General features: G+C 72.5%; 17 protein-coding genes and 2 pseudogenes. 13 read left to right on the top strand and 6 right to left on the bottom strand.

Going from position 1 to position 16,176, the window contains the following annotated elements; genetic code table 11:
• The 9 genes and pseudogenes from AB0B48_RS24990 to AB0B48_RS24950 all read left to right on the top strand — a co-directional run.
• Positions 1-158: pseudogene (locus AB0B48_RS24990) on the top strand (RNA-binding protein); the annotation flags it as partial.
• Positions 158-712 (top strand): ribosome maturation factor RimM, encoded by a 555-nt coding sequence (rimM, locus tag AB0B48_RS24985; RefSeq protein WP_357190112.1) that lies wholly within the window; start codon positions 158-160, stop codon positions 710-712. The pseudogene AB0B48_RS24990 and the gene rimM, both read left to right, overlap by 1 nt.
• An 11-nt stretch (positions 713-723) precedes the next feature.
• Positions 724-1,497 carry a tRNA (guanosine(37)-N1)-methyltransferase TrmD gene (trmD, locus tag AB0B48_RS24980; RefSeq protein ID WP_357205591.1) on the top strand — a complete coding sequence of 258 codons (774 nt, stop codon included), beginning with the start codon at positions 724-726 and terminating at the stop codon, positions 1,495-1,497.
• A gap of 143 nt (positions 1,498-1,640) precedes the next feature.
• Entirely contained in the window at positions 1,641-1,997 is a 357-nt protein-coding gene (rplS, locus tag AB0B48_RS24975) for a 50S ribosomal protein L19 (RefSeq protein ID WP_088991045.1), read from the top strand.
• A 183-nt stretch (positions 1,998-2,180) separates the two neighbouring features.
• Positions 2,181-3,050 (top strand): signal peptidase I, encoded by an 870-nt coding sequence (gene lepB, locus AB0B48_RS24970; protein ID WP_357205587.1) that lies wholly within the window; start codon positions 2,181-2,183, stop codon positions 3,048-3,050.
• Positions 3,051-3,060: 10 nt separating this feature from the next.
• The gene (gene lepB / locus AB0B48_RS24965) at positions 3,061-3,696 is read left to right on the top strand and encodes a signal peptidase I (protein ID WP_357205585.1); all 636 of its coding nucleotides are present in this window, start codon (positions 3,061-3,063) and stop codon (positions 3,694-3,696) included.
• A gap of 47 nt (positions 3,697-3,743) precedes the next feature.
• Positions 3,744-4,229: an NUDIX domain-containing protein gene (locus AB0B48_RS24960; protein WP_357205582.1), complete on the top strand. Its 486-nt coding sequence runs from the start codon at positions 3,744-3,746 to the stop codon at positions 4,227-4,229.
• Complete coding sequence (locus AB0B48_RS24955; RefSeq protein ID WP_357205579.1) at positions 4,223-5,035, top strand: ribonuclease HII; 813 nt, start codon at positions 4,223-4,225, stop codon at positions 5,033-5,035. Before AB0B48_RS24960 ends, AB0B48_RS24955 begins: the two co-directional genes overlap by 7 nt.
• Positions 5,032-5,355 (top strand): DUF2469 domain-containing protein, encoded by a 324-nt coding sequence (locus AB0B48_RS24950; protein ID WP_007075222.1) that lies wholly within the window; start codon positions 5,032-5,034, stop codon positions 5,353-5,355. The genes AB0B48_RS24955 and AB0B48_RS24950 overlap by 4 nt, the downstream gene beginning before the upstream one ends.
• Positions 5,356-5,418: 63 nt before the next feature.
• Here AB0B48_RS24950 and AB0B48_RS24945 read toward each other — a convergent pair whose 3' ends face one another.
• The gene (locus AB0B48_RS24945) at positions 5,419-6,570 is read right to left on the bottom strand and encodes a sulfite oxidase (RefSeq protein WP_357205576.1); all 1,152 of its coding nucleotides are present in this window, start codon (positions 6,568-6,570) and stop codon (positions 5,419-5,421) included.
• A 146-nt stretch (positions 6,571-6,716) separates the two neighbouring features.
• Here AB0B48_RS24945 and AB0B48_RS24940 point away from each other — a divergent pair, with 146 nt between their 5' ends.
• The gene (locus AB0B48_RS24940) at positions 6,717-7,163 is read left to right on the top strand and encodes a DUF4240 domain-containing protein (RefSeq protein WP_357205594.1); all 447 of its coding nucleotides are present in this window, start codon (positions 6,717-6,719) and stop codon (positions 7,161-7,163) included.
• A gap of 142 nt (positions 7,164-7,305) precedes the next feature.
• Positions 7,306-8,022, top strand: coding sequence for a M23 family metallopeptidase (locus AB0B48_RS24935; protein ID WP_357205574.1), 717 nt, complete (start codon positions 7,306-7,308; stop codon positions 8,020-8,022).
• Here AB0B48_RS24935 and AB0B48_RS24930 read toward each other — a convergent pair.
• From AB0B48_RS24930 to AB0B48_RS24910, 5 genes are all read right to left on the bottom strand, one after another.
• Positions 7,956-9,137 carry an aminotransferase class V-fold PLP-dependent enzyme gene (locus tag AB0B48_RS24930; protein WP_357205571.1) on the bottom strand — a complete coding sequence of 394 codons (1,182 nt, stop codon included), beginning with the start codon at positions 9,135-9,137 and terminating at the stop codon, positions 7,956-7,958. The two genes, AB0B48_RS24935 and AB0B48_RS24930, sit on opposite strands and share 67 nt — an antisense overlap.
• A 76-nt stretch (positions 9,138-9,213) precedes the next feature.
• The gene (locus AB0B48_RS24925) at positions 9,214-10,200 is read right to left on the bottom strand and encodes a tyrosine recombinase XerC (protein WP_357205568.1); all 987 of its coding nucleotides are present in this window, start codon (positions 10,198-10,200) and stop codon (positions 9,214-9,216) included.
• Between the two features lie 405 nt (positions 10,201-10,605).
• Positions 10,606-11,784 carry a DNA-processing protein DprA gene (gene dprA, locus AB0B48_RS24920; protein ID WP_357205565.1) on the bottom strand — a complete coding sequence of 393 codons (1,179 nt, stop codon included), beginning with the start codon at positions 11,782-11,784 and terminating at the stop codon, positions 10,606-10,608.
• Positions 11,781-13,301 carry a YifB family Mg chelatase-like AAA ATPase gene (locus AB0B48_RS24915; RefSeq protein ID WP_357205562.1) on the bottom strand — a complete coding sequence of 507 codons (1,521 nt, stop codon included), beginning with the start codon at positions 13,299-13,301 and terminating at the stop codon, positions 11,781-11,783. The genes dprA and AB0B48_RS24915 overlap by 4 nt, the downstream gene beginning before the upstream one ends.
• A 30-nt stretch (positions 13,302-13,331) precedes the next feature.
• Positions 13,332-13,691, bottom strand: coding sequence for a YraN family protein (locus AB0B48_RS24910; RefSeq protein WP_355005226.1), 360 nt, complete (start codon positions 13,689-13,691; stop codon positions 13,332-13,334).
• Between the two features lie 166 nt (positions 13,692-13,857).
• Here AB0B48_RS24910 and AB0B48_RS24905 point away from each other — a divergent pair.
• A pseudogene (locus tag AB0B48_RS24905) lies at positions 13,858-14,959 on the top strand (hypothetical protein).
• 275 nt (positions 14,960-15,234) lie between these two features.
• A complete protein-coding gene (gene rpsB / locus AB0B48_RS24900; RefSeq protein ID WP_357205559.1) occupies positions 15,235-16,134 on the top strand; it encodes a 30S ribosomal protein S2 in 900 nt (299 codons plus the stop codon).
• Positions 16,135-16,176 lie beyond the last annotated feature (42 nt).

Below are 16,176 nucleotides of genomic sequence, written 5' to 3'. Positions count from 1 at the left end.
TCGTTCCCGGTGGGGGTAAGCGGATCTAAGCCCGCGGCCACCCCGTGCACCTCGGCACTGTGATCGGGCGGTCCGGCCGGACCGCCAAGGCGCTGCGCCAGGTGATCGGCTCCATCGGCGGGCGCGGGGTTCGCGTCGACATCGTCGACTCGTACTGATGCAGCTCGTCGTCGGCAGGATCGGCAAGCCGCACGGTGTCCGCGGTGAGGTCACCGTGGAGGTGCGGACCGACGAGCCCGAGGCACGGTTCGCCCCCGGCACAGTGCTGCGCACTGAGCCGGGGGCGACACCCCCGCCGGCCAGCGATGAGCCCGGGGTGCCGTTCCGGGTTCCCGCGGAGCTGACTATCGAGGAAGCCCGCTTCCACCAGGGCCGGGTGCTGATCGCGTTCGAGGGCATCCCGGACCGCAACACCGCCGAGGCGCTGCGGGGGACGCTGCTCGTGGTGGACAGCGCCGACGTGACCCCACCGGACGACCCGGAGGAGTTCCACGACCACCAGTTGGTCGGGTTGGCCGTGGTGACCCCGGCCGGCGAACGCCTCGGCGAGGTCGCCCGCATCGACCACGCGCCCTCGTCCGACCTGCTGGTGCTGCGGCGCCCCGAGGGGCGTACCGCGTTGATCCCGTTCGTCCGGGCGATCGTTCCGGAGGTCGACCTGGCCGGCGGACGTGTGATCGTCGACCCGCCAGCCGGACTGCTCGACCTTTAGGACCAGCCCGCATGCGCGTCGACGTCGTGTCGATCTTTCCGGAGTACTTCGCCCCGCTGGACCTGTCGCTGATCGGACGGGCGCGGGCCAACGACGTACTCCAACTCGCCGTGCACGACCTGCGGACCTGGACCCACGACGTGCACCGCACCGTCGACGACACCCCCTACGGGGGTGGGCCGGGAATGGTGATGCGCCCCGAGCCGTGGGGTGAGGCACTGGACGCCCTCGCGCCGCTCGACGCCCCGCCGCCACGGCTGCTGGTGCCGTCGCCGGCCGGTGCCCCCTTCACCCAGGCCATGGCGTACGAGTTGGCGGCCGAGTCCCATCTGCTCTTCGCCTGCGGCCGCTACGAGGGGATCGACCAGCGGGTCCTGGCGCACGCCGCCACCCGGATGCCGGTCACCGAGGTCTCGCTCGGTGACTACGTGCTCTTCGGCGGCGAGGTCGCGGTCCTGGTGATGCTGGAAGCGGTCACCCGGCTGCTGCCCGGGGTGCTGGGCAACGCTGGCTCGTTGGACGAGGAGTCGCACGCGCACGGGCTGCTGGAGGCGCCGATCTACACCAAGCCGCCGAGTTGGCGTGGGCACGACGTGCCGGACGTGCTCCGCTCCGGTGACCACGGCAAGATCGCCCGCTGGCGGCGCGAGGAGGGCCTGCTGCGCACTGCCGCCCGCCGGCCGGATCTGCTGGCCGCGCTGCCGGCCGATCGGCTCGACAAACGGGACATCGCGGCCCTGGACCAGGCCGGATTTCAATCTCCACCGGGGGATGTGGCAAAGTAGGGGGGTTGCCGCATCCGTCCGCGCCCGCGGTCGGCTGCGAGGATCCCCGACCGGGGTCGGTCCGCCGATCACCACCCGGGAATCAGAATCACCCACCCGCGCACCGAGTGACGGTGCGCCGTGAGCCTTACGAGGACGCAGCGATGAACATCCTGGACGCCCTTGACGCCCAGTCGAAGCGGACCGACCTTCCCGACTTCCGGGCCGGTGACACCGTCAAGGTGCACGCCCGCGTCGTCGAGGGCAACCGGTCCCGTGTCCAGATCTTCCAGGGCGTCGTGATCCGCCGCCAGGGTGACGGTCTGCGCGAGACCTTCTCGGTCCGCAAGGTCAGCTTCGGTGTCGGCGTCGAGCGGACCTACCCGCTCAACGGCCCGGGCATCGACCGGATCGAGGTCGTGACCCGCGGTGCCGTGCGTCGCGCCAAGCTCTACTACCTGCGCGAGCTGCGCGGCAAGAAGGCCAAGATCAAGGAGAAGCGGGAGAAGCAGCCCAGCTGACTTCCCGCTCGCCACGCCGCCCGAGCTGCGCGTATGCCGTACCGACCAGAGCGCACTACGCTGGTCGGTACGGGCGCAGCGAGGCGGCGATCCCGCCCAGGTGGCGGGTAGTTGTCCACTACCGCCCGTGGGGCCTCGACGAGGCTCCCGGGCGGTGGTGTTTTCTGCGGACCGGGGAGTGGCGTGGTGCAGACGCTTGACGAGGACGGCACCGTCGATCCGTGGCGCCGACGGGCTCGCCGCACCCGCCGGCAGATGCCGCTCTGGCAGGAGTTGCCGCTGCTGCTGGTGGTCGCGTTCTGCCTCGCGGTGCTGATCCGCACCTTCCTGCTCCAGGCGTTCTTCATTCCGTCCGGCTCGATGGAGGACACCCTCCTCGTCGGTGACCGGGTGCTGGTCAACAAGGTCGTCTACGACGTTCGTGACCCGCTGCGCGGCGAGGTGGTGGTCTTCCGGGGCACCGACCGCTGGGCGCCGCAGGTCGACGAGCAGCCGAAGCCCGGCGTCGGCGGCCGGCTCGCCCGCACCGTCGGCGATCTGGTCGGGGTGAGCCGACCCGGTGAGAAGGACTTCATCAAGCGGGTGATCGGTCTGCCCGGTGACCGGGTCAAGTGCTGCGACAGCCAGGGCCGGGTGACCGTCAACGGCGTCCCGCTCAACGAGTCGTACGTCCTGCGGGACTCACCCCTGGACCTGCCACCCAACCCGGCGGAGTGTCGCTCCCGGCGCTTCGACGAGATCGTCGTGCCACCCGGTCAGATCTTCGTGATGGGTGACCACCGTGAGGTCTCCCAGGACGCGCGTTGCCAGGGGCCGGTGCCGATCGACAACGTGGTCGGCCGGGCCTTCATGGTGGTCTGGCCGTCGTCGCGGTGGAGCTCGCTGTCGGTGCCGTCCACGTTCGAGGACGTCTCCGGGCCGGCCACGGCGTCCCCCGGCGCGACTCCGGCGCGACCGACTCCGCAGGGCGGTGTGCTGCTGATGCTTCCGCTGGCAGCCGCGCTACGTGGTTCCCGCGCGTTCCGGACGGTGCCGTCCAGCCGGGCAACGTAGGCTCCTTTGCGTGATTGACGAGCAGACCGACAAGCCGCGCAGCTCCTTCTGGAAGGAGCTGCCGATCCTGCTGGGTGTGGCGATCCTGGTCGCGGTGCTGGTCCGCGCCTTCGTGCTGCAGACCTTCTTCATCCCCTCCCCGTCCATGGAGAACACTCTCAAGATCGATGACCGGGTGCTGGTCAACAAGCTGGTCTACGACTTCCGGTCACCGCACCGCGGCGAGGTGATCGTGTTCAAGGCACCGACCGCGTGGAGCGGCAACCCCGACGGTGAGGACTTCATCAAGCGGGTGATCGGCATCCCCGGTGACCACGTGGTCTGCTGCGACCCCGAGGAACGGTTGGTGATCAACGGCAAGTCGCTGGACGAGCCGTACATCTTCTCCATGGACGGGATTCGCGACAAGGCCGCCGATCAGGAGTTCGACATCACCGTGCCGGAGGGCCGGCTGTGGGTGATGGGCGACCACCGTTCCGCCTCCGGCGACTCACTGGAGCACTGGCAGCAGTCCCAGCAGGACATCACCGAGGCCACCATCCCCGAGAAAGATGTGGTCGGGCGGGCGTTCACCGTCTTCTGGCCGGTCAACCGGGCCACCTGGCTGACGGTGCCCGACGGGTTCGACGGCATTCCCAAGCCGTAGGCCGACGGGGCGTGGGCGATCCGCCGTCGGTCTGGCAGGCTGGTGCGGTGACCGTCTACACCCCTCGACGCGCGGCTCGCGTGCTGCTCGTCGACGCGGCCGGCAGGGTCCTGCTGTTCGAGGGCTTCGACCCGGCCCGACCCGGGCACCGATACTGGTTCACTCCGGGCGGCGGGCTCGATCCGTTGGAGTCGCCGGCGGCGGGCGCGGCCCGGGAGTTGGCCGAGGAGACCGGCCTGCGGCTCGACCCGGCCCAGTTGGGCGAGCCGGTCTGGGCCGATGCGACCGAGTTTTCCTTCGACGGCACGTGGTACCGCCAGGAGCAGGATTTCTTCCTCTTCCGGGTGGACTCCTGGCAGGTGGACACCACCGGCTTCAACGACGTCGAGCGCCGCAGCATCGCCGACCACCGCTGGTGGGTTCCGGACGAGCTGGTGGCCAGCGGTGACCGGTTCTACCCGCCCGAACTGCCCGCCCTGCTGACCCGGCTGGGGCAGTCGACCGCCGCCGGCCAGGGCGGAGCGTCGTGCTGACCCCGCCGCGCACCGTGGTGCGCCGCGAGGCCGGCCTGTACGCCCTGGAGCGGGCGTTGCAGCGGCGTGGCTTCCGGCACGTAGCCGGCGCCGACGAGGCGGGCCGGGGGGCGTGTGCCGGTCCGCTGGTCGCCGCCGCGGCGGTGCTGCCCGAGGGGCGGCGCGGCGAGATCGAGGGGCTGGCCGACTCGAAGCTGCTCACCCCGGCCAGCCGGGAACGGGTGTACGCGGAGGTGGTGGACCGCGCGCTCGCGTACGCCGTTGTGGTGATCCCGGCCGAGGAGGTCGACGCCCGGGGTCTGCACGTGTGCAACCTGGCTGCGATGCGCCGGGCGCTCGCCTCGCTCACCACCCGCCCGGAGTACGTGCTGACCGACGGGTTCGGCGTGGACGGCCTGGGCGTGCCCGGTTTGGCGGTGTGGAAGGGCGACCGGGTGGCCGCGTGTGTGGCGGCCGCCAGTGTGCTGGCCAAGGTCACCCGGGACCGGCTCATGGTGGAGTTGGACGGGGTGTTCCCGGCGTACGGCTTCGCCGAGCACAAGGGCTACATCACCCCGGAACACTCGGCCGCGCTGCGGGAGCACGGGCCGTGCCGGGAGCACCGGTTCTCGTACGTCAATGTCGCCGCGGTCTCCGGCCGCGACGGCCGGCCGCCGCGCGCCCGACGGCCCGGCGGCCACGGCCCGGACGAGCCGATGGAGCGCTCGTGGGCGTCAGGGGGTACCGTCGGCGTGGCGTTGGGCGAGCAGCCTCGGCCTCAGACGCCGGTGGGGGAAGATGTGGCCATGGAAGGCGGAGTGCGATGAGCGCGGAAGATCTCGAGAAGTACGAGACCGAGATGGAGCTGCAGCTCTACCGGGAGTACCGCGACATTGTCCGCCAATTCTCCTACGTGGTGGAGACGGAGCGTCGGTTCTACCTGGCCAACCAGGTTGACCTGCACGTGCGTAACTCCGACGGCGAGGTCTACTTCGAGGTCGAGATGCACGACGCCTGGGTATGGGACATGTACCGTCCTGCCCGCTTCGTGAAGAACGTCCGGGTGATGACCTTCAAGGACGTCAACGTCGAGGAGCTCGAGAAGCCCGACATCTCACTGCCCGCCGACTCTGGCTTCGGCGGCTGAGCGCACCCGAACCGCTGGGCCGTGCCACGGGCCCCCCACCCGTGGCCTGACACCCGCCGCCGATCACTCGGCCGGCACCACGACCTCGACCCGCTGCACCATGTTGTTGGCGAAGCCGCCACGGTTCCACTGTTGCTCGACCGGCTGGGTCCGCCCGGACGCGTCGGTCGCCCGCGCGCCAAGCACGTACCGGCCGGGGGTGGCGACCCACTCGTGCCGCCAGCGCCGCCAGGCGAAGTCCCCCGCGTCCCCCGCGTCCCCCGGGTCCAGCTCGGCCTGCGCCCAGTTCCGCCCGCCGTCGGTGGTCACCTCCACGGCGACCACCGGGGCGTGCCCCGACCAGGCCCGACCATCCAGCGTGCACGGGCCCTGTCGCAGCACCCGACGACGGGACATGAAGTCGGGGAAGCCGGGCGGACGGACCAGCGCCCGTGGCTCGATCCGGGTGACCGGCACGCCCGGGTCGTCCGCGTCGCGACGTACGCGGTAGGCCACCGCGTTCTGGTACCCCTCGAACGGCTCGGTCCGCAGCTCGATCGAGTGGAGCCACTTCACGTGGGCCATCCCGTACCAGCCCGGCACGATCAGCCGCAGCGGCGCGCCATGCTGCGGCAGCAGGGGAGCGCCGTTCATCTCGTACGCCAGCAGCACCTCGTCGCGCAGCGCGTCCGCGACCGGAAGCGCCCGCTGGTAGTCCTGCTCGATCCCACGCTCCACACCGTGATCGGCGCCGGTGAAGACCACGTCCACCGCGTCCGGGTCGACGCCCGCCTCCCGCAGCAGCGGAGCGAGGGGGGTGCCGGTCCACTCCGCGTTGCCGACCGCCTCGACCAGCCAGGGCTGGCTGACCGGTCGAGGGTGCAGCAGGGCTCGCCCGTTGCCGGCGCACTCCAGGGTCACCTGCCGGGTGACGCGGGGCCGCTCGCGCAGGTCGGCGAGGGTGACAGTCAACTGACTGTCGACCGCGCCGCCGATGGTCAGTGTGTGCGTCTCCGGGTCGAGCTCCGGGATGTCGTAGTGGATCAGCAGGTAGTGCAACCCGGCCGGGGTGACGTCGTAGCGCAGCGCCTCCAACGGGATGCCGTGGTTGCGGGCCGCGAGTCGCAGCTCCTCGGCGCTGATCGTCTCGTCCGGCTCCGCGAGCCGGGACGGGCCGCTCACGTCGGCCACCGTGGGCCCGGTGGGGGACGACGTCCGGTCATCGAGAGTGGTCATGCGGCCTCCCCGGCACAGACGGCGGCACCCGCCGTACGCGGCCCAGCCTAGGCCCTGCGTGGCGGCCCGAGAACGACACCGGAGCTACGGCCGCGTGGGGGTGGTGAGTCGGTACCGGTTCGTCCGAGTGACCATTGAGGGTTGTGATGATTGCGGATGAGGAATTCTGGCGGCTCGTCGCGGTGCTGGGCGGCCGGCCCGAGGTGCACGACGACGGGCCGTACGAGCGGTTGACCGCCGTGCTGGCGGCAGAGCCGGTGGAGCGGATCATCGGCTTCGCGGAGACGCTCGCGTTCACGCTCTACCAACTGGACCGTCGGGTGCTCGCGCAGACCGTCCTTCCCGGCGGCGACCGTCTGTCCGATGACAGTTTCCTGTACGCCCGTTGCGCCGTGGTGGTGGCCGGACCGGCGGCGTTCGATGCCGTACTGGTCGATCCGGCGGCGTTCGCGCGCTTCACCACCGACGAGGCCGCCCACGCGGAATCGCTTCTTGACGTCCCGTCCAACGCCTACCAGAAGGCGACCGGGCAGGAGTGGGAGCACGTCGAGGAGTACGACTACGAGACCGGGTCCAACGAACAGTGGTGGTGACCTGGTCTGTCAGGCGTCGGCCCAGCGTCCGGGCATAGCAGATCATCGAGGGCTCCGGGTGGTCGTCCACAGCGCCTCCGGTTGTCCACAGCCTCGTCGGCCGGGCTGGCGAACGACCCGGCGTCGGCCGGAGGCTGCCGTCATGCGACAGCCCTCCGTCCGTTCGATCCGCCGCACCGTGCTGCTCTGCGCCGCGCTCCCGCTCGCGCTGACCGTCCAGCTCTGCGGGCTGGCGGTGCTGGTGGCGGCGGTGCCCGGCCAACCCCCGACCCCGACCGTGCCGGTCGCGGCCCTGGGGGAGCCGACCGTCGCTCCGACGCCGGCCGGGCGGTTCCGCTGGCCGCTTGACGGGCCGCCTCGTCCGGTGCGCCGGTTCGACCCGCCGCCGCGACCGTGGCTGCCAGGCCATCGCGGCGTCGACCTGGCTGCTCCCGCGGGTGCGGTGGTGCGGAGCGCCGGGCCGGGCACCGTGCTCTTCGCCGGTCTGGTGGCCGGTCGACCGGTGGTCACCGTGGGGCACGCCGACGGGCTGCGGACCACCCACGAGCCGGTCCGGCCCGGCGTACGCCTCGGCCAGCCGGTCACCGCCGGCGCGCCGCTGGGCGAGCTGCTGCCCGGGCATCCGGGGTGCCCGGCCGAGGCGTGCCTGCACTGGGGCCTGCGCCGGGGCGAGGAGTATCTCGACCCGCTGGCCCTGCTCGGCCTCGGCCCGGTGCGCCTGCTCCCGGTCGGTCCGGCCCGGGTGTCCGCTCCCGGCCGTCCGGAGCAGCGTCAGCTCCCCGACGCGATCCGTCAGCGCTGGGCGAGCAGTGCCGGCAGCCGTGCGGCCAGCCGTTCGTACTCGTCGGTGGTGTTGTAGACCTGGCCGGTGAGCCGCAGCCACCCCCGGCCGTTCCAGCTCATCACCGCCACCTCGGCGGCGAGCCGCTCACCGATCCGCGCCTGCAACGCCCGCGCCGCGTCGATCGTGGTGCCAGTGCCGGCCGGCAGCGGGATGAGGCGCAGAGCCACCCCCGGCCCGCCGGGGTCGGGCAGATCGGCGGGAGCCACCCCCAGGGCGTCCCCCACCACCCGCTGGCCGTACGCGGCGAGCGCCGCGTTGTGGGCCCGCACCCGGTCGACGCCGAGACTGCGCATCGTGAACAGGCCCGCCGGGGCGGCCAGCCAGGACGTGTAGTCGAGCGTGGCCTGCCACTCGAGCCGGGCCGGGAAACCCGACTCCTGCTCCCAGGACACCACCAGCGGCTCGATCCGGTCCCGCCACTGCGGTGCCACAGCCAGCAGGGCGGTCCCACGGGGTGCGAACGCCCACTTGTGCAGGTTGCCCACCCAGAAGTCCGCGCCGATGTCGGCCACCGAAATGGGCAGCATGCCCGGGGCGTGCGCGGCGTCCACCAGGACCGGCACGCCGTGTTCGCGGGCCACCCCGACGACGGCGGCGGTCGGAAAGAGCTTCGCGGTGGCCGAGGTGAGCTGGTCGACGACGAGCAACCGGGTCCGCCCCGGGTGCAGGCCGGCGCGGATGCTCTGCACGATCTGCTCGTCGGTGGCGGCCAGGGGGATTGGCAGGACTCGGCTGACCGCGCCGGTGCGGCGGCACTCGCGCTGGATCGCCAGGCTCACCGCCCCGTACTCGTGGTCGGTGCTCAGCACCTCGTCGCCGGCCTTGAGACCAATCGACTGGAGCACCACTGCGACGCCGGTGGTGGTGTTGCCCACCAGGGCGCTGCCGTCCGGGTCGGCGCCCAGGAACCCGGCGAGGTGCCGCCGGGTGTGTGCGATCCGGTCCACCAGCCCCTGGGTGAAGAAGCGCAGCGGGTTCGCCTCCATCTCGTCGCGCAGCCGCTGCTGGGCGCGCTGCACGTTGATCGGCACCGCGCCGAACGAGCCATGGTTGAGGTGGCTGACCGCCGGGTCCAGGGAGAAGAGCAGGCGGGCGCCCGGGATCGGCTCAGGAGGATTCGGGACGCTCACCTGATGATCGTAACCGCCACGCTCGCGCGCCTGCGGCCCTTGATCAGGGCGGGCGTGCGTGCTCTCCGGCCCTTGATCAGGCGCGCGGGTGCGCCTGCCGGTAGGCGGTACGCAGCCGCTCGACCGAGACGTGGGTGTAGATCTGCGTGCTCGCCAGCGACGAGTGGCCGAGCAGCTCCTGCACTGCGCGCAGGTCCGCGCCACCCTCCAGGAGGTGGGTGGCAGCGGAGTGGCGCAGATCGTGCGGGCTGGTCGGGGGCAGCCCGGCGGCCTCGGCGTACGCACCGACAACCTGACGGGCGGTCGTCGGGTTGAGCCGACCACCTCGCGCACCCAGCAGCAGCGCCTCGCCGGAGCGGGCGCCCACCATCACCGGGCGGCCCCGGCGCAGCCAGTCGTCCAACGCCCGCTGGGCGGGCACCCCGTACGGCACCGAGCGCTCCCGCCCGCCCTTGCCGAACACCCGGATCACCCGTCGGCCGTGGTCGACGTCCCCGACGTCCAACCCACAGGCCTCGCTGACCCGTACGCCGGTGGCGTAGAGCAGCTCCAACAGCACCCGGTCCCGGAGCGGAAGCGCCTCGACGGCTTCGTTCGGGCCCGACTCGGCTGGCGGGTTCGGGGGAGGTGCCTGCCGGGACGGCGCCTCGACCAGAGCGGCGGCCTGATCGGCGCGCAGCACGCTGGGCAGATCCCGGTGCGCGCGAGGGCTGGCCAGCGCGGCGCCCACGTCGGCGGGGAGCAGGCCGGCCCGGTGTGCCCAGGCGCTGAATGCCCGCGCTGACGCGGCCCGCCGGGCCAACGACGTGCGGGCCGCACCCGTGGTGCGCTGCCGCGCCAGCCAACTGCGCAGCACCGACAGGTCCAGCTCGGCGAGGTCGACGCAGCCCATCCGGACGGCGTGGTCGAGCAGCGAGACCAGATCGGTGACGTACGCGCGGACGGTGTGCTCCGAGCGGTTACGCACCCGGGACAGGTGCTCGGCGAAGTCGTCGACAGCGTCGCGCAACGCTGGCGGGAGTGCCTGGTGCATGGCCCGGGTGCCCCGGTCCGGTCGGCTCATTGTGGCCGCGCCGACGTACCGGCCGGTTCCTCGGCCCCGGCACCCTCACTGACGGCTGACACGGCACCAGCCTACGGCCGGTCCGCGGCCGCCACCGCACACGACGCTGCCGGGCGTCCACCCCCGACTAGCGGCGGTTGTTCCTCTTGCTCAGCAACACGACCAGGCCGACAACGAGCACGGCGGTCACGACGAGACAGAAGAGCACGCTGATGTGCCACGGCTTGATTGCACCCATGAGCGGGCACGGTACCGGCAGTGTCGGCTGGTCGGGATCCCGACGGCGAGAGGCTGGCCGGGATCCGACCGCGAGAGGGCGCGGGTATCCGGACGACCACGCCGGCCAGGTTGCGGTGACGCACCCCTTCAGGCGACAGGCCGACCGGACGTCTCCGCCGCCGCACGCTACTGTCTGGCGGGTGCGGCGAGGGCGTAGCCGTCGTCTTGACGGACCACCATGGACAGTTTCTCCAGCAGCGACAGCTTGCGCAACGCGGTCCGTAGGTCGACGCCGGCGCGCGCGGAGAGCCGGTCCACGCCCATCGCGCCACGGCGGGGCAGCGCCTCCAGCAGCGACCGCGCGTCGTCGTCCAACGCGTCGGTGGCCCGCTGCGGTCCACGCGCCAGCGGGGCCAGGTCCGCGCCGATCCGACCCACCTCCTCCAACACGTGCGCCACCCCGGTGACCAGCCGGACCTTGTCGGGGAACTCGCGCAGGAACTCGTGCGCGCCGACGGACATCGCCGAGGTCACCGGCCCCGGCACCACCATGGCCACCCGATTGGCGTGGACGGCTCGCCGCGCGGTCTGCGTCGCGCCACTGCGCGCCGACGCCTCCACCACGACGGTGCCCCGGGTGCCTGCGGCGATCACCCGGTTGCGGATCAGGAACCGGGGCCGCAGCGGCTCGGCACCGGGCGGCCACTCGCTGACCAGCAGCCCCGTCTCGGCGATCCGGTCGAAGAGCGCGGCGTTGCCCATCGGGTACGGACGGTCGAGCCCGCAGGCGAGCACCGCGACGGTCAGACCGCCAGCGGTGAGTGCGCCCCGGTGGGCGGCGGCGTCGATGCCGAACGCGCCACCGGACACTATTGTCCAGTCCCGCTCCGCCAAGCCGTACCCCAGCTCGGTCGCGACGTGCTGCCCGTATCCGGTGGCCGCCCGCGCCCCGACCACGGCCACCGAACGATCCAGAGCCTCGCCGAGCGGCCAGCTCCCGCGCACCCAGAAGCACAGCGGCGGGGCGGTCTCAGCGTCCACCCGGCGGCTGACGTCCGGCAGCCGCAACGCGGCCAGGCTGGCGACCTGGGCCGGCCACTCCTCGTCGTCCGGCGTGACCAGACGGGCACCCAGTCGGTCCGCCCGCTCCAGGGCCTCCGTGGCCACTGCCCGCGCGTCGCCGGCCGCCGAGCGTGCGGCGACAGTGGTGTGCAGCCAGCCGTCCGGGCTGCCCCCGTCGAGCAGCAGTTCCAGGGTTTCCACCGGACCGTGCCGTTCGACCAGGTGATGCACAGCGCGCGTGCCCGGCTCCGCCAACCAGGTCAGGGCGACCCGGGCCAGCCGTCGTTCCTCCTCGGCGCTCATGCCGCCTCCCCCGTCCGTAGTTGAAGCGCCTCCCGGACGTCGTCCTGGTCAGGTCGGTCGCGGCCGTCGAGGTCGGCGATGGTCCAGGCCATCCGGATCACCCGGTCGAAGCCGCGCGCCGACAGCGAGCCGGAGTCGAGCCGGCCCCGCAGCTCCACTGTGACCCGGGCCGGCAGCCGCCACGGCGGTCGGCGCAGGTGCGGCCCTTCCACCTCGGCGTTGAGCCGTCGGCCGAGGTCTGCCCAGCGGCTGACCGCCGCCTGCCGGGCCGCCGCCACCCGGGCAGCGACCGTCGCCGAGGGCTCGACACCGCCGTCGGTCGCCATCAGTTCGGCCGCCCGCACCGGCATCAGCCGCACCTGGACGTCGATCCGGTCGAGCAGCGGCCCGGAGAGCCTTCCCAGGTAGCGGCGGCGAGCCAGCGGCGAACACTCGCAGTGCGCGTCGCCAGCCGGTTTCGCGCACGGACACGGGTTGGCAGCCAGCACCAGCTGGGTCCGGGCCGGATAGACGGTGCCGCCCCCGCTGCGGCTCAGCTGGATGCGGCCGTGCTCCAGCGGCTGGCGCAGCGCCTCCAGCGCACCCTTGCTGAACTCGGGAGCCTCATCCAGGAAGAGCACCCCGCGATGCGCCAGCGACACCGCGCCGGGTCGGGCCAGCCCCGAGCCACCCCCGACCAACGACGGAATGGTCGCGGTGTGGTGCGGCGCCTGGAACGGCGGGCGACGCAGCAGCCGACCACCCGGCGGCAGCAGCCCGGCGACCGAGTGCAGCGCGGTGACCTCCAGCGCCGCGTCGTCGTCGAGCTCGGGCAGGATCGACGGCAGCCGTTCGGCGAGCATCGTCTTGCCGGCGCCCGGTGGGCCGAGCAGTGCCACGTGGTGCCCGCCGGCCGCGGCGACCTCCAGGGCACGCCGACCCAGCTGCTGCCCGGCGACGTCGGCGAGATCCGGCCCACCGGTCAGCGGCTCCGGGATGTCCGCCGGCGGTTCGATCAGCGGGGTCCCGTCCCGAACGAAGGCGACGAGCCGGTGCAGATTGTCCACCGCTCGCACCCGTACGCCGGGGATGACGGCGGCCTCGGCGGCGTTGCCGACCGGGACGATCACCCGCGCGACGCCGGCCTGGGCTGCGGCGGCGACCATCGGGAGTACGCCGCGCACCGGCCGGACCGTCCCGTCGAGCCCCAGCTCGCCGAGGACCACCACTCCCTCCAGTGGGAGCAGCGGCAACTCACCCGAGCCGCCCAGCAGCGCTGCGGCGATGGCCAGATCGAAGGCCGACCCGAACTTCGGCAGCGTGGCGGGCAGCAGGTTGAGGGTGATCCGCCGGTTGGGCCAGCGCTGGCCGGAGTTGACCACAGCGGCGCGGACCCGGTCGCGGGCCTCGTGCAGGGCGGTGTCCGGCAGCCCGGAGATCACCACCGCCGGCAGGCCGGCGGCCAGGTCGGCCTCCACCTCGACGAGGTGTCCGGTCACGCCGACCAATCCCACGCAGAGCACCTTGGCGTAGCTCACGGCACATCACCGATCCTCCGGGTAGGCATGTCAGAACGCGCCCTTGAGGTGGTCGACCTGCGCCGGACCGGCGTCGGGGAGCCGCACCGACAGCACGTCGAAGCGCACCTCCTCGGCGGTCGTGCCGGTCTCGGTCAGCCACCGCGCGGCGAGCCCCCGCAGCCGGCGGGCCTTGGCCGGTACGACCGCCTCGGCCGGGGTGCCGAAGCCCTCACCCCGGCGGGTCTTCACCTCGCAGAAGGCGAGCACGGGCCCGTCCCACGCGATGATGTCGATCTCCCCGGCCGGGCAGCGCCAGTTTCGGGCGATCGGGCGCAGCCCCGCCTCGGTCAGGTGCCGGGCCGCACACTGCTCGCCGTACGCGCCAACCGCCTGGTTCCGCTTCGTCATGGCCGGCACGGTGCCCGCCGGAGGGTGGTCGTCGCGACCCGGCAGCAGCCCACCTGTGGACAACAGGGGTGCTGTGGACAGTCGGACGATCATGCCCGCGCTGTGCTACGGAGCCACCCGTGTCTACGCTGCCCCGACGATCGAGGGCCCGTTCGGCGGGGTTGAAATGGCGCGGGCGTGGCCGGTCGCATACGGTGCCTGACGTGGACGGACGACGGAGTTTCCCGGAAGATCAGGAGTCGCGCTGGTACCCCGACGAGCGGGGTCGCGGTTACGGCGAGTCGGATTGGCGTGGCGCGGGCGAACCGCGGTACCGGGACGGTGAGATCCCCGAGCCGCGTGGCGCTGAAGACGGCCGCTCCGTCGAGGACACCGGCGTCGGCCGCCGCCGCGAGCCGGACTCGGGACGCTTCGGTGCCGTCGACGAGAGCCGCTTCGGTACGCCGGAGTCGGATTCGGGTCGCCTGAGCGCGGTGGACGTGGGCCGCTTCGGTACGCCCGAGTCGGACTCGGGTCGCTTTGGCGCCCTGGACGCTCAGACCGGTCGGTTCGGCGGGAGCGAGGCTGATTCGGGGCGTTTCGGCGCGGTCGACCCGTTGGGTGTGGCGCGGCCGGAGGCGGACGGTTACCGGGCCACCCGGTCGCGGCGGGCGGACCGGGATCCGTCGGAGACCTCTGGAGAGCTACCCGGACGCCGAGCCGCCCGAGAGACGACCACGGCGGGATCTCCGGTGACCAGCGCAGTGCCGGAGACCACCGGCGACAGCACGTCGCCAGCGCCGGCCGGCGTGCTCGCTGACCAGGCTCGTCCCGCTCCGCTCGGCGGGTACCCGATCATCGAGCCGACCCGGGGTGGCGTCGACACGCCGCACCCGCTGGAGATGCCGACCGGCCCGATGCCCGGGATCGGCCCGCGACCCGACCTGCCCGCAGGTGAGCCATCGGTGTATCCGCCGGCCGCCGACGGCGTCTATCGGACCAGGCGACCGGTGCTGGCCGTACTCTTCGCCCTGTTGGTGTTGGTCTTCGAGGTCCCCGCGTTGCGGGTGCTGCTCGCGGGCGTGACCGGCGACCCGGTGGACGCTGGAAACGTGGTGGTGGGTATCGCCCTGGTTGCCGGACTGCCGATCTTCGCGACCGGGCTGTACGGGCTACGAACCGGAGGTCTGGCGCTCTCCGACAACGGTCGGGGCTGGCTGCGCCCACCGACGGCCTACCTGACCGTCGGCCTGGTGCTCTTCGTGGCCGCCGCGCTCGCCGCCGGCTGACCCGGCCCGCGTAACTCGCGCGAGAGAGCGGCGGGGCGGCGGAGCAGCACGCCACGCGCACCCCGGGGCAGCTGAACGGGTGAGGGGCGTACACTGGCCAACTGGCGACCGCCTCGTGCGGTCGACCTCGCGTGCCCTCTTCACGAATCGTCGTGGAGCGACGGCCTCCCTGGTCCCGATCTTGATCGGGTCCACCATGGGTCGGCGACCAGGCACCAGGACGCCCGGCCACCGGCCGGACGTGACAACCAGGGACCTTGAGGAGTACCCCAACCATGGCCGTCGTGACCATGCGTCAGCTGCTGGAGAGCGGTGTCCACTTCGGGCACCAGACCCGGCGCTGGAACCCGAAGATGAAGCGCTTCATCATGACCGAGCGCAACGGCATCTACATCATCGACCTGCGCCAGACCCTCGAGTACATCGAGAAGGCGTACGAGTTCGTGCGTGGGACCGTCGCCGAGGGCGGCAGCATCCTGTTCGTCGGCACCAAGAAGCAGGCCCAGGAGGCGATTGCCGAGCAGGCGACCCGGGTCGGCCAGCCGTACGTCAACCACCGCTGGCTCGGTGGCATGCTGACCAACTTCCAGACCGTTTACAAGCGGCTCCAGCGGATGAAGGAGCTGGAGGGCCTGGGCGACCTCAGCGGCACCGCCGCCGGTTACACCAAGAAGGAGACCCTGCAGCTCTCCCGCGAGAAGATCAAGCTGACCCGCACCCTCGGTGGCCTGCGGGACATGCAGAAGCTTCCCGCCGCGGTGTGGATCGTCGACACCAAGAAGGAGCACATCGCCGTCGACGAGGCCCGCAAGCTGGGCATCCCGGTGATCGCGGTGCTGGACACCAACTGTGACCCGGACGAGGTCGACTTCCCGATCCCGGGTAACGACGACGCGATCCGCTCGGCGGAGCTGCTGACCAAGGTCGTCGCCGCCGCCGTCGCGGATGGTCTGATCGCGCGCTCCGGCCGTCGCCGGGGCAACGACGAGAAGCCCGAGGGTGTCGCGAGCGACGAGCCGCTGACCGAGTGGGAGCGCGAGCTGCTGGAGCCGAAGAAGGCCGACGAGGCCGCACCGGCCGAGCAGCCCGCCGCTGCCGCCACCGAGCAGCCCGCCACCCCGGAGCAGCCCGCGCAGGCCGCCACCGAGCAGCCGGCGGCCGCCACCGCGGAGTGATCGCACCGTCGCTGCCCCGCCGTCCGCGAAAACGGACGGCGG

Source organism: Micromonospora sp. NPDC049089 (assembly GCF_040648775.1).
In the GTDB taxonomy this organism is placed as follows: Bacteria; Actinomycetota; Actinomycetes; order Mycobacteriales; family Micromonosporaceae; genus Micromonospora.
This window is presented reverse-complemented; position numbering and strand designations above follow the sequence as displayed.